Source organism: Chelatococcus sp. KU-N122 (assembly GCF_055391085.1).
The window spans coordinates 8,149,586-8,166,375 of the sequence record NZ_AP043981.1 but is presented as its reverse complement, the minus strand read 5'-3'; the positions used below and the strand labels follow the sequence as shown (position 1 = coordinate 8,166,375).

General features: G+C 68.2%; 13 protein-coding genes. 7 read left to right on the top strand and 6 right to left on the bottom strand.

Going from position 1 to position 16,790, the window contains the following annotated elements:
- Nucleotides 1-263 precede the first annotated feature (263 nt).
- Together ACZ5PO_RS36835 and ACZ5PO_RS36830 are read left to right on the top strand one after the other, a co-directional pair.
- Nucleotides 264-1,364 (top strand): LLM class flavin-dependent oxidoreductase, encoded by a 1,101-nt coding sequence (locus ACZ5PO_RS36835; protein WP_464187858.1) that lies wholly within the window; start codon nt 264-266, stop codon nt 1,362-1,364.
- Between the two features lie 25 nt (nt 1,365-1,389).
- Entirely contained in the window at nt 1,390-2,280 is an 891-nt protein-coding gene (locus ACZ5PO_RS36830) for an SDR family NAD(P)-dependent oxidoreductase (protein WP_464187856.1), read from the top strand.
- 98 nt (nt 2,281-2,378) lie between these two features.
- Here ACZ5PO_RS36830 and ACZ5PO_RS36825 read toward each other — a convergent pair whose 3' ends face one another.
- From ACZ5PO_RS36825 to ACZ5PO_RS36810, 4 genes are read right to left on the bottom strand one after another with little or no spacing between them, the layout of a single operon-like run.
- Complete coding sequence (locus tag ACZ5PO_RS36825) at nt 2,379-3,689, bottom strand: lysine N(6)-hydroxylase/L-ornithine N(5)-oxygenase family protein (RefSeq protein ID WP_464187854.1); 1,311 nt, start codon at nt 3,687-3,689, stop codon at nt 2,379-2,381.
- Nucleotides 3,686-5,515, bottom strand: coding sequence for an IucA/IucC family protein (locus ACZ5PO_RS36820; RefSeq protein WP_464187852.1), 1,830 nt, complete (start codon nt 5,513-5,515; stop codon nt 3,686-3,688). The genes ACZ5PO_RS36825 and ACZ5PO_RS36820 overlap by 4 nt, the downstream gene beginning before the upstream one ends.
- The gene (locus tag ACZ5PO_RS36815; protein WP_464187850.1) at nt 5,512-6,603 is read right to left on the bottom strand and encodes a GNAT family N-acetyltransferase; all 1,092 of its coding nucleotides are present in this window, start codon (nt 6,601-6,603) and stop codon (nt 5,512-5,514) included. Before ACZ5PO_RS36815 ends, ACZ5PO_RS36820 begins: the two co-directional genes overlap by 4 nt.
- A 2-nt stretch (nt 6,604-6,605) precedes the next feature.
- Entirely contained in the window at nt 6,606-8,462 is a 1,857-nt protein-coding gene (locus tag ACZ5PO_RS36810) for an IucA/IucC family protein (protein ID WP_464187847.1), read from the bottom strand.
- 127 nt (nt 8,463-8,589) lie between these two features.
- Here ACZ5PO_RS36810 and ACZ5PO_RS36805 point away from each other — a divergent pair, with 127 nt between their 5' ends.
- The gene (locus ACZ5PO_RS36805) at nt 8,590-9,849 is read left to right on the top strand and encodes an MFS transporter (RefSeq protein ID WP_464187845.1); all 1,260 of its coding nucleotides are present in this window, start codon (nt 8,590-8,592) and stop codon (nt 9,847-9,849) included.
- Here the strand turns inward: ACZ5PO_RS36805 and ACZ5PO_RS36800 are convergent.
- The gene (locus tag ACZ5PO_RS36800; RefSeq protein WP_464187843.1) at nt 9,828-10,199 is read right to left on the bottom strand and encodes a hypothetical protein; all 372 of its coding nucleotides are present in this window, start codon (nt 10,197-10,199) and stop codon (nt 9,828-9,830) included. The genes ACZ5PO_RS36805 and ACZ5PO_RS36800 overlap by 22 nt on opposite strands.
- 318 nt (nt 10,200-10,517) lie before the next feature.
- On the opposite strand from ACZ5PO_RS36800, the gene ACZ5PO_RS36795 reads away from it, so the two are divergent.
- Nucleotides 10,518-11,561, top strand: coding sequence for a helix-turn-helix transcriptional regulator (locus ACZ5PO_RS36795; RefSeq protein ID WP_464187841.1), 1,044 nt, complete (start codon nt 10,518-10,520; stop codon nt 11,559-11,561).
- A 37-nt stretch (nt 11,562-11,598) separates the two neighbouring features.
- On the opposite strand, the gene ACZ5PO_RS36790 is transcribed toward ACZ5PO_RS36795, so the two are convergent.
- Nucleotides 11,599-11,991, bottom strand: coding sequence for a hypothetical protein (locus ACZ5PO_RS36790; protein ID WP_464187839.1), 393 nt, complete (start codon nt 11,989-11,991; stop codon nt 11,599-11,601).
- Nucleotides 11,992-12,498: 507 nt separating this feature from the next.
- Between ACZ5PO_RS36790 and ACZ5PO_RS36785 the strand changes: the two genes are divergently transcribed.
- From ACZ5PO_RS36785 to ACZ5PO_RS36775, 3 genes are all read left to right on the top strand, one after another.
- Nucleotides 12,499-13,200, top strand: a complete 702-nt coding sequence (locus tag ACZ5PO_RS36785; protein ID WP_464187837.1) for an MtnX-like HAD-IB family phosphatase — start codon at nt 12,499-12,501, stop codon at nt 13,198-13,200.
- Nucleotides 13,201-13,409: 209 nt separating this feature from the next.
- Nucleotides 13,410-15,209: an ATP-binding protein gene (locus ACZ5PO_RS36780; protein ID WP_464187835.1), complete on the top strand. Its 1,800-nt coding sequence runs from the start codon at nt 13,410-13,412 to the stop codon at nt 15,207-15,209.
- Entirely contained in the window at nt 15,206-16,609 is a 1,404-nt protein-coding gene (locus tag ACZ5PO_RS36775; protein WP_464187833.1) for a sigma-54-dependent transcriptional regulator, read from the top strand. The genes ACZ5PO_RS36780 and ACZ5PO_RS36775 overlap by 4 nt, the downstream gene beginning before the upstream one ends.
- Nucleotides 16,610-16,790 lie beyond the last annotated feature (181 nt).

Sequence of the window (16,790 nt, the reverse complement as noted above, 5' to 3'; positions counted from 1 at the left end):
ATTCACCGAGGCCCGCGGGCCCCGGCCGATGCAAGCCTGGTCCAGGCTGCGCGGCTTTGACGCGGAGGTTGCAAACGCGCATCCTGACGACCGTCGCTCCGGACCGTGAGTCAGGCTGGAGCCTTGCGCTTCGGCTGTCCGGGTCCGGACCGGCGCCTCGTGCGAAAGCACATGTCGACATCCGAGCAGAGGAGCTTCACCGTTCACCGCTGCCGTGCGCGCACCAAGACGCGCCGCATCGATCACCAGGGAAAGGAAACGCCATGGACATCGGATACTTCGCGATGCCGTCGCATCCGCCGGAGTGCGGCCTCAAGGAAGGCCAGGACTGGGATCTTCAGGTGCTGCGCTGGCTCGATGAGCTCGGCTATCGCGAGGCGTGGATCGGCGAGCACCATACCGCGCCGTGGGAGCCCAATCCGGCGCCGGACCTCCTGCTCGCGCAGGCCATGCTGCAGACCAAGTCCATCCGGCTCGGTCCCGGCGGCTTCCTGCTGCCCTACCATCATCCGGCGGAGCTCGCCAATCGCGTGGCGATGCTCGACCATCTCTCTGGCGGCCGGCTGAACTTCGGCGTCGCCGCCAGCGGCCTGCCGAGCGATTGGACCATGTTCCACGTCGACGGCATGTCCGGCCAGAACCGCGAGATGACGCGCGAAGCGCTCGACATCATCCTGCGCCTGTGGAGCGAGCCGGCGCCGTTCACCTACGAGGGCAAGTACTGGACGGTCACCAAGCCCGACGTGATGTTCGATTTCCTCAAGCCGCACCTCGAGCCGCTCCAAGCCCCGCATCCGCCGATCGGGGTGGCGGGGCTGAGCAAGGGGTCGGACACCCTGAAGCTCGCCGGCGAGTACGGCTATATCCCCATGAGCCTCAACCTCAATCCGGCCTATGTGGGCAGCCACTGGGAATCGGTGGAGATCGGCGCCGCCAGGACCGGGCGGACGCCCAACCGCCGCGACTGGCGGCTGGTGCGCGAGGTCTTCGTGGCCGACACCGACGAGGAGGCGTGGCGGCTGTCGACCGGCGACATGATGGGCCGGATGATGGGCGAATACTTCCTGCCGCTCCTCGGTCATTTCGGCTTCAAGGACTACCTCAAGCACACGCCGGACGTGGCGGACGGCGACGTCACCGTCGAGTACTGCGCCCGCCACAACTGGATCGTCGGCTCGCCGGCGACGGTCGCCGAGAAGATCGAGGCCATCTATGACGAGGTCGGCGGCTTCGGCACGCTGCTGGTGTTCGGCTTCGACTACAAGCACAGGCCCGAGGCCTGGCACAATTCTCTGAGGCTGCTCGCGGAGGAGGTGATGCCGCGCCTCTCTCACCTCGAGCCGGGCCTTGTCCGCGCGGCGTAGTATCAACACGAACGGGGGCGGGTCGGTGACGGTGGCCGGCCCGCTCATCATCGAGGGCTGGGATATGCGGGAGCTTGCAGGAAAGACGGCATTCGTCACGGGTGGGGCCAGCGGCATCGGCCTCGCGCTCGGCCGCGCCTTCGCGGCGGAGGACATGAAAGTGGTGCTCGCCGACATCGAGGCGGCGGCTTTGCCGTCGGCCGTCGACAGCCTGAAGGAGCTGGGTGCGGACGCGCGCGGCATGGTCTGCGATGTGGCCGATCCCGCGAGCGTCGAGCGCGCGGCGCAGGCCGCCTACGAGGCGTTCGGCCGTGTGCACCTGGTCTGCAACAACGCGGGCGTCGCCGGCGGCGGCGGCATCGACGACATCTCCCTCGACGACTGGCGATGGGTGCTCGACGTCAACCTGATGGGGGTGCTGCACGGCATCCGGACCTTCGTTCCGCACATCCGCGCCCATGGCGAGGGCGGCCACATCGTCAACACCGCCTCGCTCGCCGGGCTGCAGTGCGGCCTCGGCTTCAGCCCCTACGTGGCCAGCAAGTTCGCCGTGGTCGGCATGTCGGAGGGGCTGGCCATGCAGCTTGCGCCGCACGGCATCGGCGTGAGCGTGCTCTGCCCCGGATGGGTCAACACCCGCATCAGCGAGAGCGGGCGCAACCGGCCGCAACGCTACGGAGCGGCGCCGACCGTCGACCCGGGAAGCCCGGCGGGGGCCGTGGTCGCGCAAATCGCCGAGCTGCTCCGTTCGGGGCTCGACCCGTCGGCCATCGCCGCCCAGGTGCTCACCGCGATCCGCGAAGACGAGCTCTACGTGTTCACGCACCCGGAGATGCGCGGCGAGGTGGACGAGCGGTTCGACGGCATCAAGGCGGCGCTGGACAAGGCGGCTGCGCGCCAGGCCCCGGTCCCTTAAAGCGAGATGATTTGTCTTCGACTCATCATCCCGCTCCAAGACTTTGTTTTGAGCATGATCTTGTCCAAAAACCGGTGGCCACTTTTGGGGATCATGCTCTAGGTCGACATCGTCGACGGCGCCGAGCGCTCGCCCGCGCCCGAGGTCCACTCCACGAAGCCGGGCGGCATGTCGACGTCGAAGTGCGGGCGGCCGGCCACCGCGTTGGCGATGACGGCGCTGCGCCAGGCCATCAGGCTCAATTGCGGCTCGGCGATGCCGTGGCTGATCAGGCCGGCGTTGAGCGCGAAGATGCGGTTGGACTTGGGGCCGTCCCAGTGGACGGCGAAATCCGCATCGAGCCGCAGGCGCCCGGAGCTGTCGAGGGCGAGCCGGTCGGCGAGGGAGGCCACGCACGCGGGCAGGCCGAAGGCATAGCCGGTCGCCAGAATGACCATGTCGGCCTGAGAGAACTCCATGCGGCCATCGAGCCCGTTGCGCATGATCAGACGGGCGCTGCGGCCGCCCTGATCGACATCGAGAACCTCGCGGTGCGGCAGCAGCGCGGCGGTGATGGCGGCGTTCTCGATATGCTGGAGGGTATAGAGGCGGCGATAGAGGTCGGTGAGCGTCGTCGCCGAGACGCCGTCGCTGGCAAGCATGTCGCGCTCGACGATGGCGGCGCGGCGCGCTTCCGGGAGCCGATGGAAGCTCTCCACGTATTGCGGCGTGAACTGTTCGTTGGTGAACGGCGTCTCGTCGAGCGGCTGGAAGTTCGGCCGCATGCTGATCCAGTCGACGTGCGACGGAGCGTCGGCGCCGCGGTTCAGGAGGTGCAGCACGATCTCGGCCCCGCTCTGGCCGCCGCCGATGACGGCTACCCGCTTGCCGGCCGTCCGTGCCAGCTCGAACGCGGCCCGCGAGGAATGGAAATGATCGTGGCCGGCGAGCTTCCTGGCGAACGCCGGCAGGCGCGGCTGCAAACCTACGCCGAGCGCGACATTCCTGGCGCGGATCGGGCCGCCGTCGGTGCCGAGGATGAACGTGCGGCCGTCGAAGGAGATGTCGTCGATGCGTGTGGCGAAGGCGAGGCCCGGCAGGCGTGCCGCCACCCAGGCCAGATAGTGCGCAAACTCCTGCCGGGGCACCGCCGCGAACTCGGCGTTGAGGAAATCGTAGAAGCGCTTGTGTGCGACCAGATAGGATAGGAAGCTCCAGGGGCTGGTCGGATTGGTCGCCGTGACCAGATCCTTCAGGAACGACGTCTGCAAGGCGACGTCCGGCAGCATCATCCCGGGATGCCAGTTGAACCCCGGGCGCTGGTCGAAGAAGCGTGCCGTGACGCCGTCGACGGCATCGAGCTGCGCGGCTAGGCTCAGGTTGAACGGGCCGATTCCAACGCCGGCAAGGTCAAGCGTCTCGCTTGTCATGATGGTTGGACTCCTGCAAGGCTGCCCGCCCGGCCGGCGGATTGCTCGGCGAGGTGCAGCGGATTGATGAGCTCGGTCCCGAGGCTCGGCACCGGGCGGCGGCTGGAATCGCCGTAGCCCGCCGCCAGACGAACCCGGTTGATGCAGATGCGCGGCACCTTCGGTGCGAACAGCTCGAACAGCGCGAAGCGATCCTCGAGCTCGGGGTGGCGTGCCTGGTAGCGGCGCAGCGCGGCGGCGAGAGCGCCGTAGAAGGCGATCTCGGGGACGCCGTCGTGGCGCGCCAGCGCGTCGGAGAGGAAGCGCAGCACGCTGGCGAAGTGCCCGGTCTGCAGGTGCTGGAGCAGATGCAGGGCCGGGCGGTGCAGCAGCACCTGCCGCACCTCCGCCGGTAGGCTGCCGGCCTCGGGGAAGTCCTGGTCGACCAGGTCGACGTCGCCCTGCAGGTCCTTCAGCGCCACCCCGCACGGCACGGCGCCGTCGAGGATCACGGTGATGTTCTGGCCGTGGGCGATGAAGCCGACGCCGTAGCGGCACAGGAAGTGGTAGAGCGGCACCACGACGCTGTCGAACAGGCGCTCCAGCCATTCGGCGGGCGCGAGCCCCGAGCGGGCGATCAGGGCGCTCGCCAGCGGGCGGCCGTCGGCGCCGGTCTTGATGAAGGCGCCCAGCATCATCGGCCGCCGGCCATCGGTGAGCCGCGCCTCCGGCGGCTCGCGCCAGATGACGCCGAGCATCTCCCGGAACTGATAGGGCGCGCTCTCGATGCGCTCGAACAGCGGGTGCGGATAGAAGGCGCCGGCCCGCTCCCGCAGCACGACCACACCGGCTAGCTCCGGATCGGCGGCCGTCTGGGCCACGAGCCACGAGGAGAAGGCGGGGCCGACGGCGATGTACTTGCCCGGCACGCCGCGCCAGGCCGACGTATTGAGGATGGTCAGCGCCACCTTGACGTGGAGGGCGCGGGGCGAACGAGCGTTGGCGAGGGTGCGCAACGATTGCTGCGCCAGATAGGCGTCGCCGAACACGCCGAGCGGTACCAGCCGGCCGGCGGCGATCTCGCCGGCGAATTGCGCGGCGACCATGTTCTGCCATTGCCAGGGATGGACCGGCATCAGCAGGTAGCGATCGGCCGTTACGCCTGCGTCGCGGCAGGCCTGGTCGAGCCGCTGGCGCTCGTCGGCGTCCATGGCGCCGGCCAGCAGATCCTGCTCATCGATGCCGTCATCGAGCGCCAGGCGGCAGCACGCGCGATCGGCGGCGATCCAGAACAGCCGGATCCCGGCCTGGAACTCCGGGGCGAAGGCCTCGAAGTCGCCGAGGCCCCAGCCGATGCGGCCCTTGCTGGCAGGGGCCTTGGGATGGCCGTCGAGGTATTGCTGGAGGCGGCTGTCGGGCAGGGCGATGAGGTCGTCGGCGGACATGGCCGCACCGATCGCCGCGATGCGCGCGTCGGCCATGAGCGTGCTGAGCATCTCCTTGACGTAGATGCAAAGCGTATCCGGCTCGATCGATAGGGCGGCCTGGGCGTCGACCATGAAGCGTGCCGCGTCGATGGCCGGCCGCACCACGTTCGCCTCGTCCCGCATCAGGCTCGACGGCTCGATGGAGAGGTTGCCCCAGATGCGGCGCTCGGCGCGGAAGCGGTAGCTCACGGTGTCGTCGAGCCGCAGCGTCCAGACGCGGCCCGCGGCATCCGCCGGCTCCGGGACCAGCGCCTCCTCGAAGGCCAGCTCGCTGATCGCCTTGGCGATCACCACACGGTTGAGCCCGTGCCAGAGCTCGGCGTCGACCGGCGCGCCGCCGGGCAGCGGGCCGCGGCTCACAGCTCCACCTCGCGGAAGAAGCGCTCGCGCTCGCAGCACACCAGGGCCGCCCGCTTATGGGGGAAGTCGAACTCCTTCACCTTGTCGTAGGCGACGTCGGCGCAATAGCTCAGCATCTTGTGGTGCGAGGCGCGCGGCTCGCCGACGATGCGGCGGGTGCGCGGCTCGTCGAGGAACAGGTAGTGGGTGAGGGAGCGAAACCAGGCGAGCGTCTTGGGCCGCCCCAGGTGCCGCGCGTTGCCGATCAGGCCGTGCCAGCCGCGGTCGAAGTCCTCGGCGTCGTAGTGCGGGCCGAGGCGGTCCTCCAGCGCCCAGTAGAACTCGAAATAGCCGACCGGCTCGTCGTTGAAGCTGCCGATGACGCCGAACAGATGCGGATCGGCCTCCTGGTCCGCCAGGTAACGGTCGAGCTCCGCCTCGCTCTGCGCCAGCTCCCAGAAGAAGGCGACGCGCGGCTGGTTCATCCAGCCGTGGAACAGCTTGAGGTCGCGGCGGCGATCGATGGCGCGCAGCGACAGGCTGCCGCCGAGATGGGGCAGCCAGCGCTGGTACATGAGGCCGTTGGGCTGTGGCGGCCGCAGTGGCGGCAGGCGCCCCTCCGGCCCGATGCGCGAGCGGATCACCGGGTAGGCCGCGTGCGCCGTTTGACGGCGCCAGAGCAGCGGCAGCTGGTAAAGCTCGTTCCGCCGCACGACCGCATGGGGACGATCGGTCCCGGGCGCGATCCATGTCTCGGCGGAGAGCCCCGCGAGCGCCGGACGGCCGGCCCAGCCGGGCAGCAGCAGGCGCTCGGCGCCGGCGATGCGCTGGAAGGCCGCTTCCATCAGCACGGCCACGACGTCGGCGTCGGCGGGGTGGAGCCCGTCGGGGCGCGTCGGCGCGAGCACCACGTCGCCGGCCGCCGGCGCGGCCTCGAGGCCCGCCTCGGCGATCACCTCCGAGCCACGCAGCACGCAGAGCTGGAGTGAGCCTTCGCCGCGCCCCGTGCCGATGACGGCCAGGGTCTCTCCGGTACGGCCCGAGAGGTGCAGGCTGCGGCCGTCGGCAGCCACTGCGGCGGCGGTGTCGATCTTGCCCTGAGCCGTCATGGTCAGGCCCTCGCGATTGGATTGGGGAGCGGGACGTAGCCGGCGAGCGGATCGATCACCTCGGTGTTCTCGTTGATATTGCGGAAGCAAATCATGAAGTTGCCTTTGCTCATCAAGGTCGGCGAGTGCAGCAGGTAGTCGAGCAAGGTCTTGTCCCGGAGCGGCTGCGCCGAGATCTCTTCGAGGAGCTCGCGCAGCCGGGCGACCAGCGCCGCCTCGTCGGCAAAGCCGCCGGTGGCCAAGGTGCCGATCACGGCGAAGACGCTGTTGACGATGAGGTAGTAGCCGGCGAGCTGCGCCGCCTGGGCGCTGGCGAAAAGGTGGCCGGCGTCGAGCCGCACGCCGGGTGCGTCCTGCGCCAGCTGCGGCAGGAACTCGCTGACGTAGCCGGTGCCCTGGCAGTCGCGGAAGTAGAGCTTGCTCGGCCAGCCGTCGTCGAGGCCGACGACGATGTTCTGCTGATGCGCGCCGAACAGCAGGCCGTAGTCGGCCTGAACGATCAGCAGCGGCGTGACGACCACCTGGAGAAAGCGGTCGAACCATCGCCGCGCCACGCTTGCCGCGGTCACGCCCTCCAGCTCGGCGAGGCGTAGCAGGACGTCGCCCAGCGCGCTGCCGCGGCCGTCGGCGTAGATCTCGCACAAGCCGGCCAGCATGGCGGCGGGTGGTCCGCCATGCTTGAACGGGTTGTCGCGGAACACGACCGTGGTCGCGGGCAGCACCCGGCCGTCCAGGTTCCTGAGCGCCAGATAGGCCGGCTCGCCCAGCACCTGGAAGGTGGGCAGCCGCGCCGCCAGCGTCTCACCGAGGCCACCTGCGAGGAGCTTGTCGATCTCGATCCCGCGCTCGCATTCGTAAAGCTCGATGATCCGCTCCGAATTGGTGAGGCGCAGGCTGAGCGAGACCTTGAGCATCCAGTCGGCATGGGGCGCGTAGATGCTGCGGAGCGAGGAGGTGGCGTACCATGGGGCCCCCGAGGCGCCGAGGTCCGTCAGCAGCCCGGCGCGGAACAGCGCGTCGATCTCCGGCTCGAGCGCCAGCCGCGAGGCCTGCCAGGGATGCATCGGCAGCAGCACGCGGCCGTCGCCGCCGGCCGCCTTGACCTGCGGCGCGAGCGCCTCGTCGCCCGCCGCGAGCGAAGCCGAGAGGCCGGCGGCCGGCGTCGCGCCGGAGGCGCCTTGCGCCACGATCTCCGGCGCCGCCGCCCACCAGCGCAGCGCGAAGCCCTGGCCGTACTCTGCCGCGAAGCGGCGCGAGTCCGTCCGGGTGAATTGATCGCGGCTGCGCGGCGTGGGGTGGACCGCGTGGCCGAAACGCAGCGCCCGCTCGCCCTCGATGAAGCTCGGATCCCGCCGGCCGAACACCGCGGGCGCCGGCCCCTGGCTCATGAGCACGTCGTCGATGTTGGCGACGCTGTCGAGCACGCGCTGCAGGAAGGTCAGGGCCCGGCCGCCGTCGCCGTTGCCGATGGCCGGCTCGGCCGCGACCAGGGTTGCGAACTCGACGAAGCCGATGGGCCGGGCCGGGCTGTGTTCGGAGATTTCATGCAGCGGCAGCTGAAAGCCGAGGTAGCCGACGCGGGAGACATGCGTCACGGAGACGGCGATGTGGCTGCCGCGGCCGGGCAGGGCGATCAGCGCCCGCCAACGTGCGTCCTGCGCGGCAGTCGAAGGCGTGGCAACGCCCGCGGCGTCGCCCGGCGAATCCGCGCGCGCGCCCATCGGCTCGATTCGACAGCCCGCGTATTCGCGCATCAGGCTATTGATGAACGCGCGTGCAGATATCTGAAGCGCTGCCTCGACAGAGGATATCCTGGATTCGATCATGTGTAATCTCTCCGAAGGCTCGGTATAGATCACTTCACCGCATAGATAAATAGATCGTTGTTTTGTCGCGTGCGAATATAAAACTATTCTAATCTAAGAAAGATTGTTGCATAAACGCTGAGCGTTCCGTATGCAGGCGCGGTCTGGCGAAGGAGTATTCATGAGCGCGGCGGACACATCGCCGGCGTCGCAGGGCGCCATCGGCCGGCTGTCGCTGATCGCGGCCAGCGTGGGCTTCGGCCAGTCGGCCCTGCTCGCTCTGGTGCCGATCGTGGTCGAGCGGACCGGGCTCGGGGCGTCGGCCGTCGGGGCGGTGACCCTGCTCGGCGCGTTGGCCTTCCTCGTGGCGGCGCCGCTGTGGGGGCATCTCGGCGCGCGCAGCAGCCTGCGCCGGCTGTTCCGGCTGCTCGCCGGCCTGATGATCGCCGGTCACGCCCTGCTGGTGGCCGCGGTGTTCCTCGGGCCGCTGCCCGCGCTCGCGGCGCTCGCCCTGCTGGCGGCGTCCCGCGTTGTCTACAGCGTCGGGGCCGCCGGGGTCATGCCGCACGCGCAGGCGGCCATCGTGCACGGCACCGTGCTCGAGCGGCGGCCGGCCGCTCTGTCGCGTCTGAGCGCCGGGCTCGGCGTCGGGCGCGTGCTCGGCTCGCTGGCCGCCGTCGCCGGGGCGGCGGGGCCGGGCGTGCCGTTCCTGCTCATGGCGATCAGTCCGCTGCTGCTGCTGACGGCGCCGGCTCTCGTTCGCCCGCAGGTCCAGGAGGTGCGCAAGCGCCTGTCCAGCCTCGCCGGGGCCGCGCTGCCTCTGCTCGTCATTGCCTTTACGCTGACCTTCGGGCTGGGCCAGATTCAGATCGCACTCGGCCTCTTCCTGCAGCAGCGCTTCGGCCAGAGCGCCGATCAGGCCGCGGCCCTGGCCGGGGTGACCTATGCGCTGGTCGCGGTCGCCATGATCGCCGTGCAGGTCCTCGTCGTGCCGCGCCTGGCCTACCGGCTGACCCGCAACATGCAGATCGGCGTCGCCGGCTTCGCCGTGGGGTGTGCCATCCTGGCGGCGGCGCCGTCGTTCTGGGTGGTGATCCTGGGAGCTGTGCTGGCCGGCGCCGGCATTGCCGTCGCCACGCCGGCCTACACGGCCTGTCTCGCGTCTCGCGTGCCGGCCGCGCAGCAGGCCGGCGCGGCCGGCTGGCTCGCCAGCATCCATGTGCTGGGGCAGGGGGTGGGCGCGCTCGTCGGCGGGCTGACCTTCGCGCTGTGGCCGCCGCTCCCCTTCGTCGTCTGTGTGGCCGCCGGCTGCATCGCGTGCCTGACCTTGGCCCTGGCGCGCGCGCCGCAGCCCGCCGCGAACGAGCCGGCCGGTGACATCCCGCCCGAATGCGGAGCGCTGCAGGGAGCGGCCTGCCGTCATGACGCGTCGCCCAGATAGGGCGCCAGAAACGCCCGGGCGCTGGCCTCGTCCCGGGCCACGGTCAACGGCATGGACCAGAGCCGGCGGAAGGTGTGCGCCATCTGCTCGGTGGCGCCCGGCCGGACCATGGCGATCGCGCGGCACAGGCGATCGAAGCGGCTGCGCGTCGCCTTGAACCAGAGCGCCTGCTCCCGCTCGCCCGCCGGCGAGAGCTTGCCGCCGCCGCCGAAGATCGTCAGCAGGGCGAACGGCGTGTCGCTGCGACCGATCTCGCTCAAGGCGTCGAGGTAGGCGCGCTCGTCGTCCGGCCCATAGGGGGGCAGGAAGAGCAGTGTCACCAGGGCGCCCGTGCGATCGAGGCGGACCATCAGGCGCGCGTTCCCGCGGTGGCGACGGCCCGCATAAGCGGCCCAGTGGCGGGCAAGGAGTGAGTCCGCAAAGCTGCCTCCGATACCATCCTGCATCTCATGTGGTGCTCCGATATCTACGCCGGTCCGCAACGCGCCCAATGCAGACCTCGCCGAGCCTAAGCATTGGCTCAAGCCGTCGTTGATGCTCGCTCCTAGTTTATAATTATTTTAAACTAAGTGCATGTTGCATATACTTCCATGGGGCCCGGCACGTGCTATGAATATTCACGGCGCTCATAGGCCAGGGCGCGCTGAGATTTCTTGGACCGGGACGCATTGGCAAACGGACTGGAGCGAACAGCAGCGGAACTCGCGCCGCGGATCGGTGCCGCTCAGGCGGCCGCAGAGAGCAAGCTGACGCCGGTTTGGCTCATCGCCAACGAGCTGACGCCGGCCGAGCGGGCGCAGCTTGATTTGCGTGTCGCCGGGCGGGCGGCGCGGCGCCTGCGGCTCGACTCGCAGCCCACGCCGCTCCGGGCGAAGGCGCTCTTGCGTCTCGACCCGGATATCGGCCTGGCGTCCTGCTTCGGCCCGACGGAGCTGGTCGACCTCTCGCACGCCGGCATGCTCGCCGACGGGGTAGGGCTGCTGCTGCGGCCGGCCGATGGCACGCTGGTCGTCGAGCGTGAGGCGCGCCGCGCGGTCGTCGGGGCGCGCGAGGCGATCCTGCTCACGGACCTGGCCGGGACGCAGCTGCGGCTGACCGACGTGGCGCGGCTGGACTATTTCGTTCTGCCCGGCCGCTGGCTGACCGAGGAGATGCTCGCCGCAGCCGCGGCGCTGCGGGTGCATCATCGGCAGAACGACGCCTTACAACTGCTGGGCAGCTACGGCGCCGCCCTGATGCGCGGCCTCATGCCGCTGAACACGCCGGCGTTGCGCGACATGGCCGTGAAGTACATGAGCGAGCTGGTCGCGATGATGTGCGAGGCCCCGGCCGAGGCCGACGTGTGGGCCGAGGTGGACCGCCCCGCCAGCCGTCTGAACGCGATCAAGGCCGAGATCGAGGCGCGGCTGGGGGAGCGCACCCTGACCGCCGGACGGATCGCCGAGCTGCACGGCGTCAGCCTGCGCTACCTGCAGAAGCTGTTCGAGGGGGAAGGGCTGACGTTCTCGGAGTTCGTGCTGGCGCGCCGGCTGGAACGGGCGATGCAGCAACTGCAATTCCCCGAGCAGGACGGCCGGTCGATCAGCAGCATCGCCTTCGACGTGGGCTTTGGCGATCTCTCCTACTTCAACCGCACCTTCCGGCGGCGCTTCGGCATGGCACCGCGCATGGTGCGGGCCAAGTCCCGTGCCGAGCGGACACCGGCTCCGTGAGCCAGGGCATCGGCATCGGCCGGCCGAGGACGTCCATCTACCAGCAGACCAGCTTCGCGATCCGGTGCTTGAGTTTGCATCGTGAGTGATCCACGAGGACGGCGACGGTGCCTCTGCAGGCCTCATATGCGTAGATTTCGAGTATCCGGCCCGTGGTGAAGCCGCTCTCCCTGCACGAGGCGACAGCTAGGCTACGGCAGCTGATCTTGCTGGTGTCGTCCAGTTCGCAGGCAGACCGCCTCGGGGCCTCCAGAATCCGGAACGGCGTCTGTTGACCAAGGGCTTCGAGCGGAATCACGCTGGTCCGCACGCCCCGCTCGACCAACTGTCTGCTCAGGCTCCCGGACTCGCGCAGCGCATTCGCAGCGGCGCTCCATATCTCGATCAGCCACGGCGGTGCACTATCGGCATGACCGGCCGTCGTCGCCATGAGCATGCACGCTATTGAACAGATGCAAGCTGATCTTCTCGGAGCCACATCTTCTCCTCAACGTGACCGTTCGTCTGCGGCGCCAGCTGGCCCGACATGCGGAAGAAAGCTCTCCACGTGAGGAGGCCGAGCCAAGGCTCGACCGTCGGCGCGCGAGACGGCACGAGCAGCGATGATCCTCGCCGCGGCACATTGCGGACATGATCCTTCGGCAGCAGGCGGATCGCTGTCGGAAGGGGGGCGCAATCGCCATGCCAAGCCTGATAGCCGAGGCGGCGTCCGATCCGGCCTCAGGTTTGCAGGATATCGCCGCGGGCCCGAAGGCAGCGTCGGCGGCGATTTATTGTGTTTGCTCCAAATTTTGGAGCTTGGAGGCTCCGCGGCGTGGGCCTCCCTGGGACCACGCAACGGCGCTATCGCCGGGAGGAGCTTGGCGCGGCTGTATTTTTCAGCATTGGCATACGCATTGCGGGTTTGACGCGGCATCCCGCTCGCCGAGGCCCACGAATGCGCTGCTCCATCTTCTGTGACTTCGACGGCACCATCAGCAAGATCGACGTCACGGACCTGTTGCTCGAGACCTTTGCCGACAGCCGTTGGCGGTCGGTCGAAGAGGAGTGGCGCGCTGGTCGCATCGGCTCGGCGGAGTGCATGGCACGGCAGGTGGCCTTCGTCAGGGCCAGCCGCTCCGAGCTCGACCGGTGCATCGATTCCGTCGAGATCGATCCGGCCTTCGTCGATTTCCTCGGCTGGTGTTCGGCCCATGGAACCGCCCTGACGATCGTGAGCGACGGCATCGACTATGTCATCGACCGCGTCCTGCGTCGGTACGGCCTCGGCAGCGTGCCCATCATCGCCAACCATCTCCTGTTCATCGGCGATTCCCGCTACGCGCTGCAAAGCCCGCACGCCGCAGCGAATTGCTCGACGTTGTCCGGCACGTGCAAGTGCGCCGCTGCCCGGCGCGTTCCGGAAGCCTGGCTCTCGATCCTTATCGGCGACGGCCGATCGGACTTCTGCGCCGCATCGGACGTCGACCTCGTCATTGCCAAGGAGGCGCTGCTCGATCACTGCAAACGGCTCGCCCTCCCACATGTCCCGTTTTCCGACTTCACGGTGTTGCCGCTGATCATGGGGCGGATCCTGGAGCTGCCTGAGGCCGCGGGTGCGGCGGCGCCTACCGTTCACCAATGCGCTCGCGCACCTTAGATCTCGATGCTTTGCGCGTGCGGCAGCGCTTGTCGGAGCGCCTCGCCCAGGGTGGGGGGCGCAGCCATGGCAGATCACGCGACGGCCATAATCGTCGGGTTCGTATCACCGCTGTCGCATGTCCGTCTTGACGAGCCGTTGTCGTTGCTTCGCCTGGCCGATGTTTCGATCATCACGACAAGTCTGTTGCCGATCGGCGGGCGGGCGCCATGATGCTCGCGCGGTGGACGCAGTGGTGGTCGAGTTCCATCCGCTGGAAGGTCGTGGGCGTCTTCATCGCAGTCAGCCTGCTGCCGATGATCGTTGCCACGCAGATGACCGCGTCTGTGGTGTCGCAGACCTTTCATAGCAACGTGCAGGTCTGGCTCTACCAGGCGGCGCGTTTCTTCATCACCAACCTCGCGCGTGAACAGGAGGAAGCCTCTCGCATCGCGAGCGCGTTCGTCGGGCAGGGCGAGGTTCAGGCGCTCGTGTCCGGTCATGAGCGCGAGCTGCCCCCGTTCCTGTCGGAGCTGCTGGAGTCGCTCGGATACGACGTCCTGGCAATCTACGACGACTCCAATTCTGTCGTGTTTTCCTCCGTCCCGTTCCAGAGCATTACCCGGCTTCCGTTCGAGAACAACCCGTCCGTCTATCTTTACCGGTCGGGAGACAAGCAGTTGCTGATGGTGGCGGGCGCCCGCTCTTTCGAACGGAACGGAAAGATCTATAGGGCGGTGCTCGGCAACTGGGTCGATGGAACGTTCATAGACGGAATCGCCGCCATCAGCTCTCTCGATGTCCGCCTGAGCTACATCCTCGACGACGGCTATGTTCAAGTCTTCAGCACTCGGCACGACGAGAAGCGCGTCGCCATTCCGCCGGAGGTCATCGCGGAACTTCGAGATGGTGACGGGACGGAGCCCTATGTTCTGGCGCCGAGGGGCGAGGACAACGGCGTTTTCGGCATCTACGCGCCGATCCGATCCGACGGAAAGCTGGTCGGCGTCATCTACTGCTCGTTGAACGAGGGGTTCAATATCGCGAGCTGGTTCACCCACCGTGCTCTGTTCATTGTCATGCTGGTCATGGGATTGGTTGTGTCCGTGGCATCGGGCCTGTTGCTTTCACGGGTGCTCACGCGTCCGCTGCGACAGGTGCTGGCAGGTGTGCAGGCGGTGGCGCGGGGCAACTTCGGAGAGAGGGTGCCGGTTCATCGGCAGGACGAGGTCTCGCAGCTGGCCGCGGGCTTCAACGAGATGGCGGCTCAACTGGGACGCCTGCGCAAGATCGAAGCCCAGCTGCGGCGCCGCGAGCGGCTCTCCATCCTGGGTGAGGTGGCCGCCGGCCTGGCGCATGAGATCCGCAATCCGTTGGGCATCATCAAGACGACCGCCGAACTGCTCGAGAGCAGCAAGAATCTGAGCCCGGTCGAGGTGCGCCGGCTGGGCTACGTGGCTGACGAAGTGAGACGCATTGACCGGCTCATTCGCGAATTTCTCACGTTCGCCAAACCGCCGCAGCATCTCGCGGTCGTCGAGCCCGCGGCCGCGATCCACAGCGTCCTCGAATTCTGCTGGGACGAGATTCAGCGCCACCACGTCCACATCGTGGTGCTCGACGAGGCGAGCGGCGAGCACGTGTCGATCGACCGGGATCAGATCGTCCAGGCGTTCCTCAACCTCGTGATCAACGCACTGGAGGCCATGAAGAACCCCCCGCCGGAGGGGCCGCAGCTGTCGATACACGTCTTCGTGGACGAGGACGGCGTGCATCACGTCTTCTCCGACAACGGCCCAGGCGTCCCCGAGCATGTCATCCCCCGCATTTTCGACCCGTTCATGACAACCAAGGCGTCGGGAACCGGGCTCGGCCTGGCGCGGGTCTTTGCCGTCGCCGACGGACATGGCGGCTACGTGACCTGCAGCAGCCCTCCTGGTGGGGGCGCCATCTTCGATTTTGTCCTGCCGCGGCATCGCGCGGAGCCGGACGGGCAGGCCGCGCCCAATATGGAGGCGTGCCGCGCATGACCCACACCATCCTGATCGTCGATGACGAAGCCAAGTTCCTCGACGTTCTCGGCGGGATGCTCGAGGGGCTCGGCTTTCGGCCGCTGGAAGCGGAGAGCGGGCCCGCAGCGCTCGCGGTTCTCGACAGGGAGAGCGTGGATCTCGTCCTCACCGATCTGCGCATGCCGCACATGAGCGGTCACGATCTGCTGGTCGAAATCAAGAAGCGCTCGCCCGACATGCCGGTGGTTCTGATGACGGCATTCAGCTCGGTGCGCGATGCCGTCCGTTCCATTCGGGATGGGGCCTTCGACTACATCGACAAGCCGGTTGAGATCGATGAGCTGACGACCGTGCTGTCGAATGCGTTGCGCCTGCACGATGCGCTGCGCGACAACGAACGACTGCGCGCGGAGCTGGAGGGACGGCACCGGTTCGGGGCGCTCGTCGGCAACTCCGCCGCGTTCCGGCCCGTGCTGGATGCGGTCAAGGCCGTATCGCAATCGCGCACCACCGTGCTGCTGGCCGGTGAGAGCGGGACCGGCAAGGAGGTCGTTGCCCGGGCGATCCACTTCAATAGCCCACGCCATGCCAAGCCCTTCATCGCGATCAATTGTGCGGCGGTGCCGGAGGCGCTCATGGAAAGCGAGTTCTTCGGGCATGTGAAAGGCAGCTTCACCGGGGCCATCGCCAGCCGACCGGGGCGCTTCGCCCAGGCCGAGCGCGGCACCCTGTTTCTCGACGAGGTGGGGGACATGCCGCTGGCATTGCAGGCGAAGATACTTCGCGTGCTGCAGGAGCGTCAGTACGAGCAGGTTGGCAGCGCGACGCTCAAGGAGGCCGACGTCAGAATAATCGCTGCAACGAACCGCGACCTGCGCAAGATGGTTGCTCAGGGCGCCTTCCGCGAAGATCTGTACTACCGCCTGGCCGTCTATCCCATCAGCCTGCCGCCGCTGCGGGAGCGAATCGAAGACATTCCGTTGCTGCTCGGGCTCTTTACGGACGAGATCGGATCAGCTCTGGGGCGGCGGGGCGTTGCCTTCAGTGCCGCGGCTCTGAAGGCGATGGTCAGCTACCATTGGCCGGGCAACATCCGCGAGCTGCAGAACTGCGTCGAGCGATCGCTGCTCTCGGCCCGTGGCGCCTCGGTCGAGGTTACCGACCTGCCGCCTTACCTGTTCGAACGGGAGCCGGAAAGCGATCCGGAGGCACCGCGATTGCCCGTCGACCTCGACCGGGCCAAGGACGCCTTCGAGGCGCGATACGTCCTGGCTGCCCTCAAGGAGACGGACGGCGTTCAAGTGCGTGCGGCCGAGCTTCTCGGGATCAACGAGAGAAGTCTCTGGCATCGCATCAAGAAGCTTGGGATCGCCGTGTCCCGCGTCGCGATCAGCCGCGATCCGGATCGTGTGTCATGATGCGCATGACCCTGCAACGGCATGCCGCCTCGCGCCCGAACGAGGCCGGGCAGGACGACGACGGCGTCGCGCCCGGCTGTGGCGGCGATGGGCGGCTGTCGTGAGCGCCTGATCCGTCGACTGCGGCCTCGGTCGGGGCCATTCCGCGGCCGGGACCTTCCGCAATGCCAATGGTCCGGCT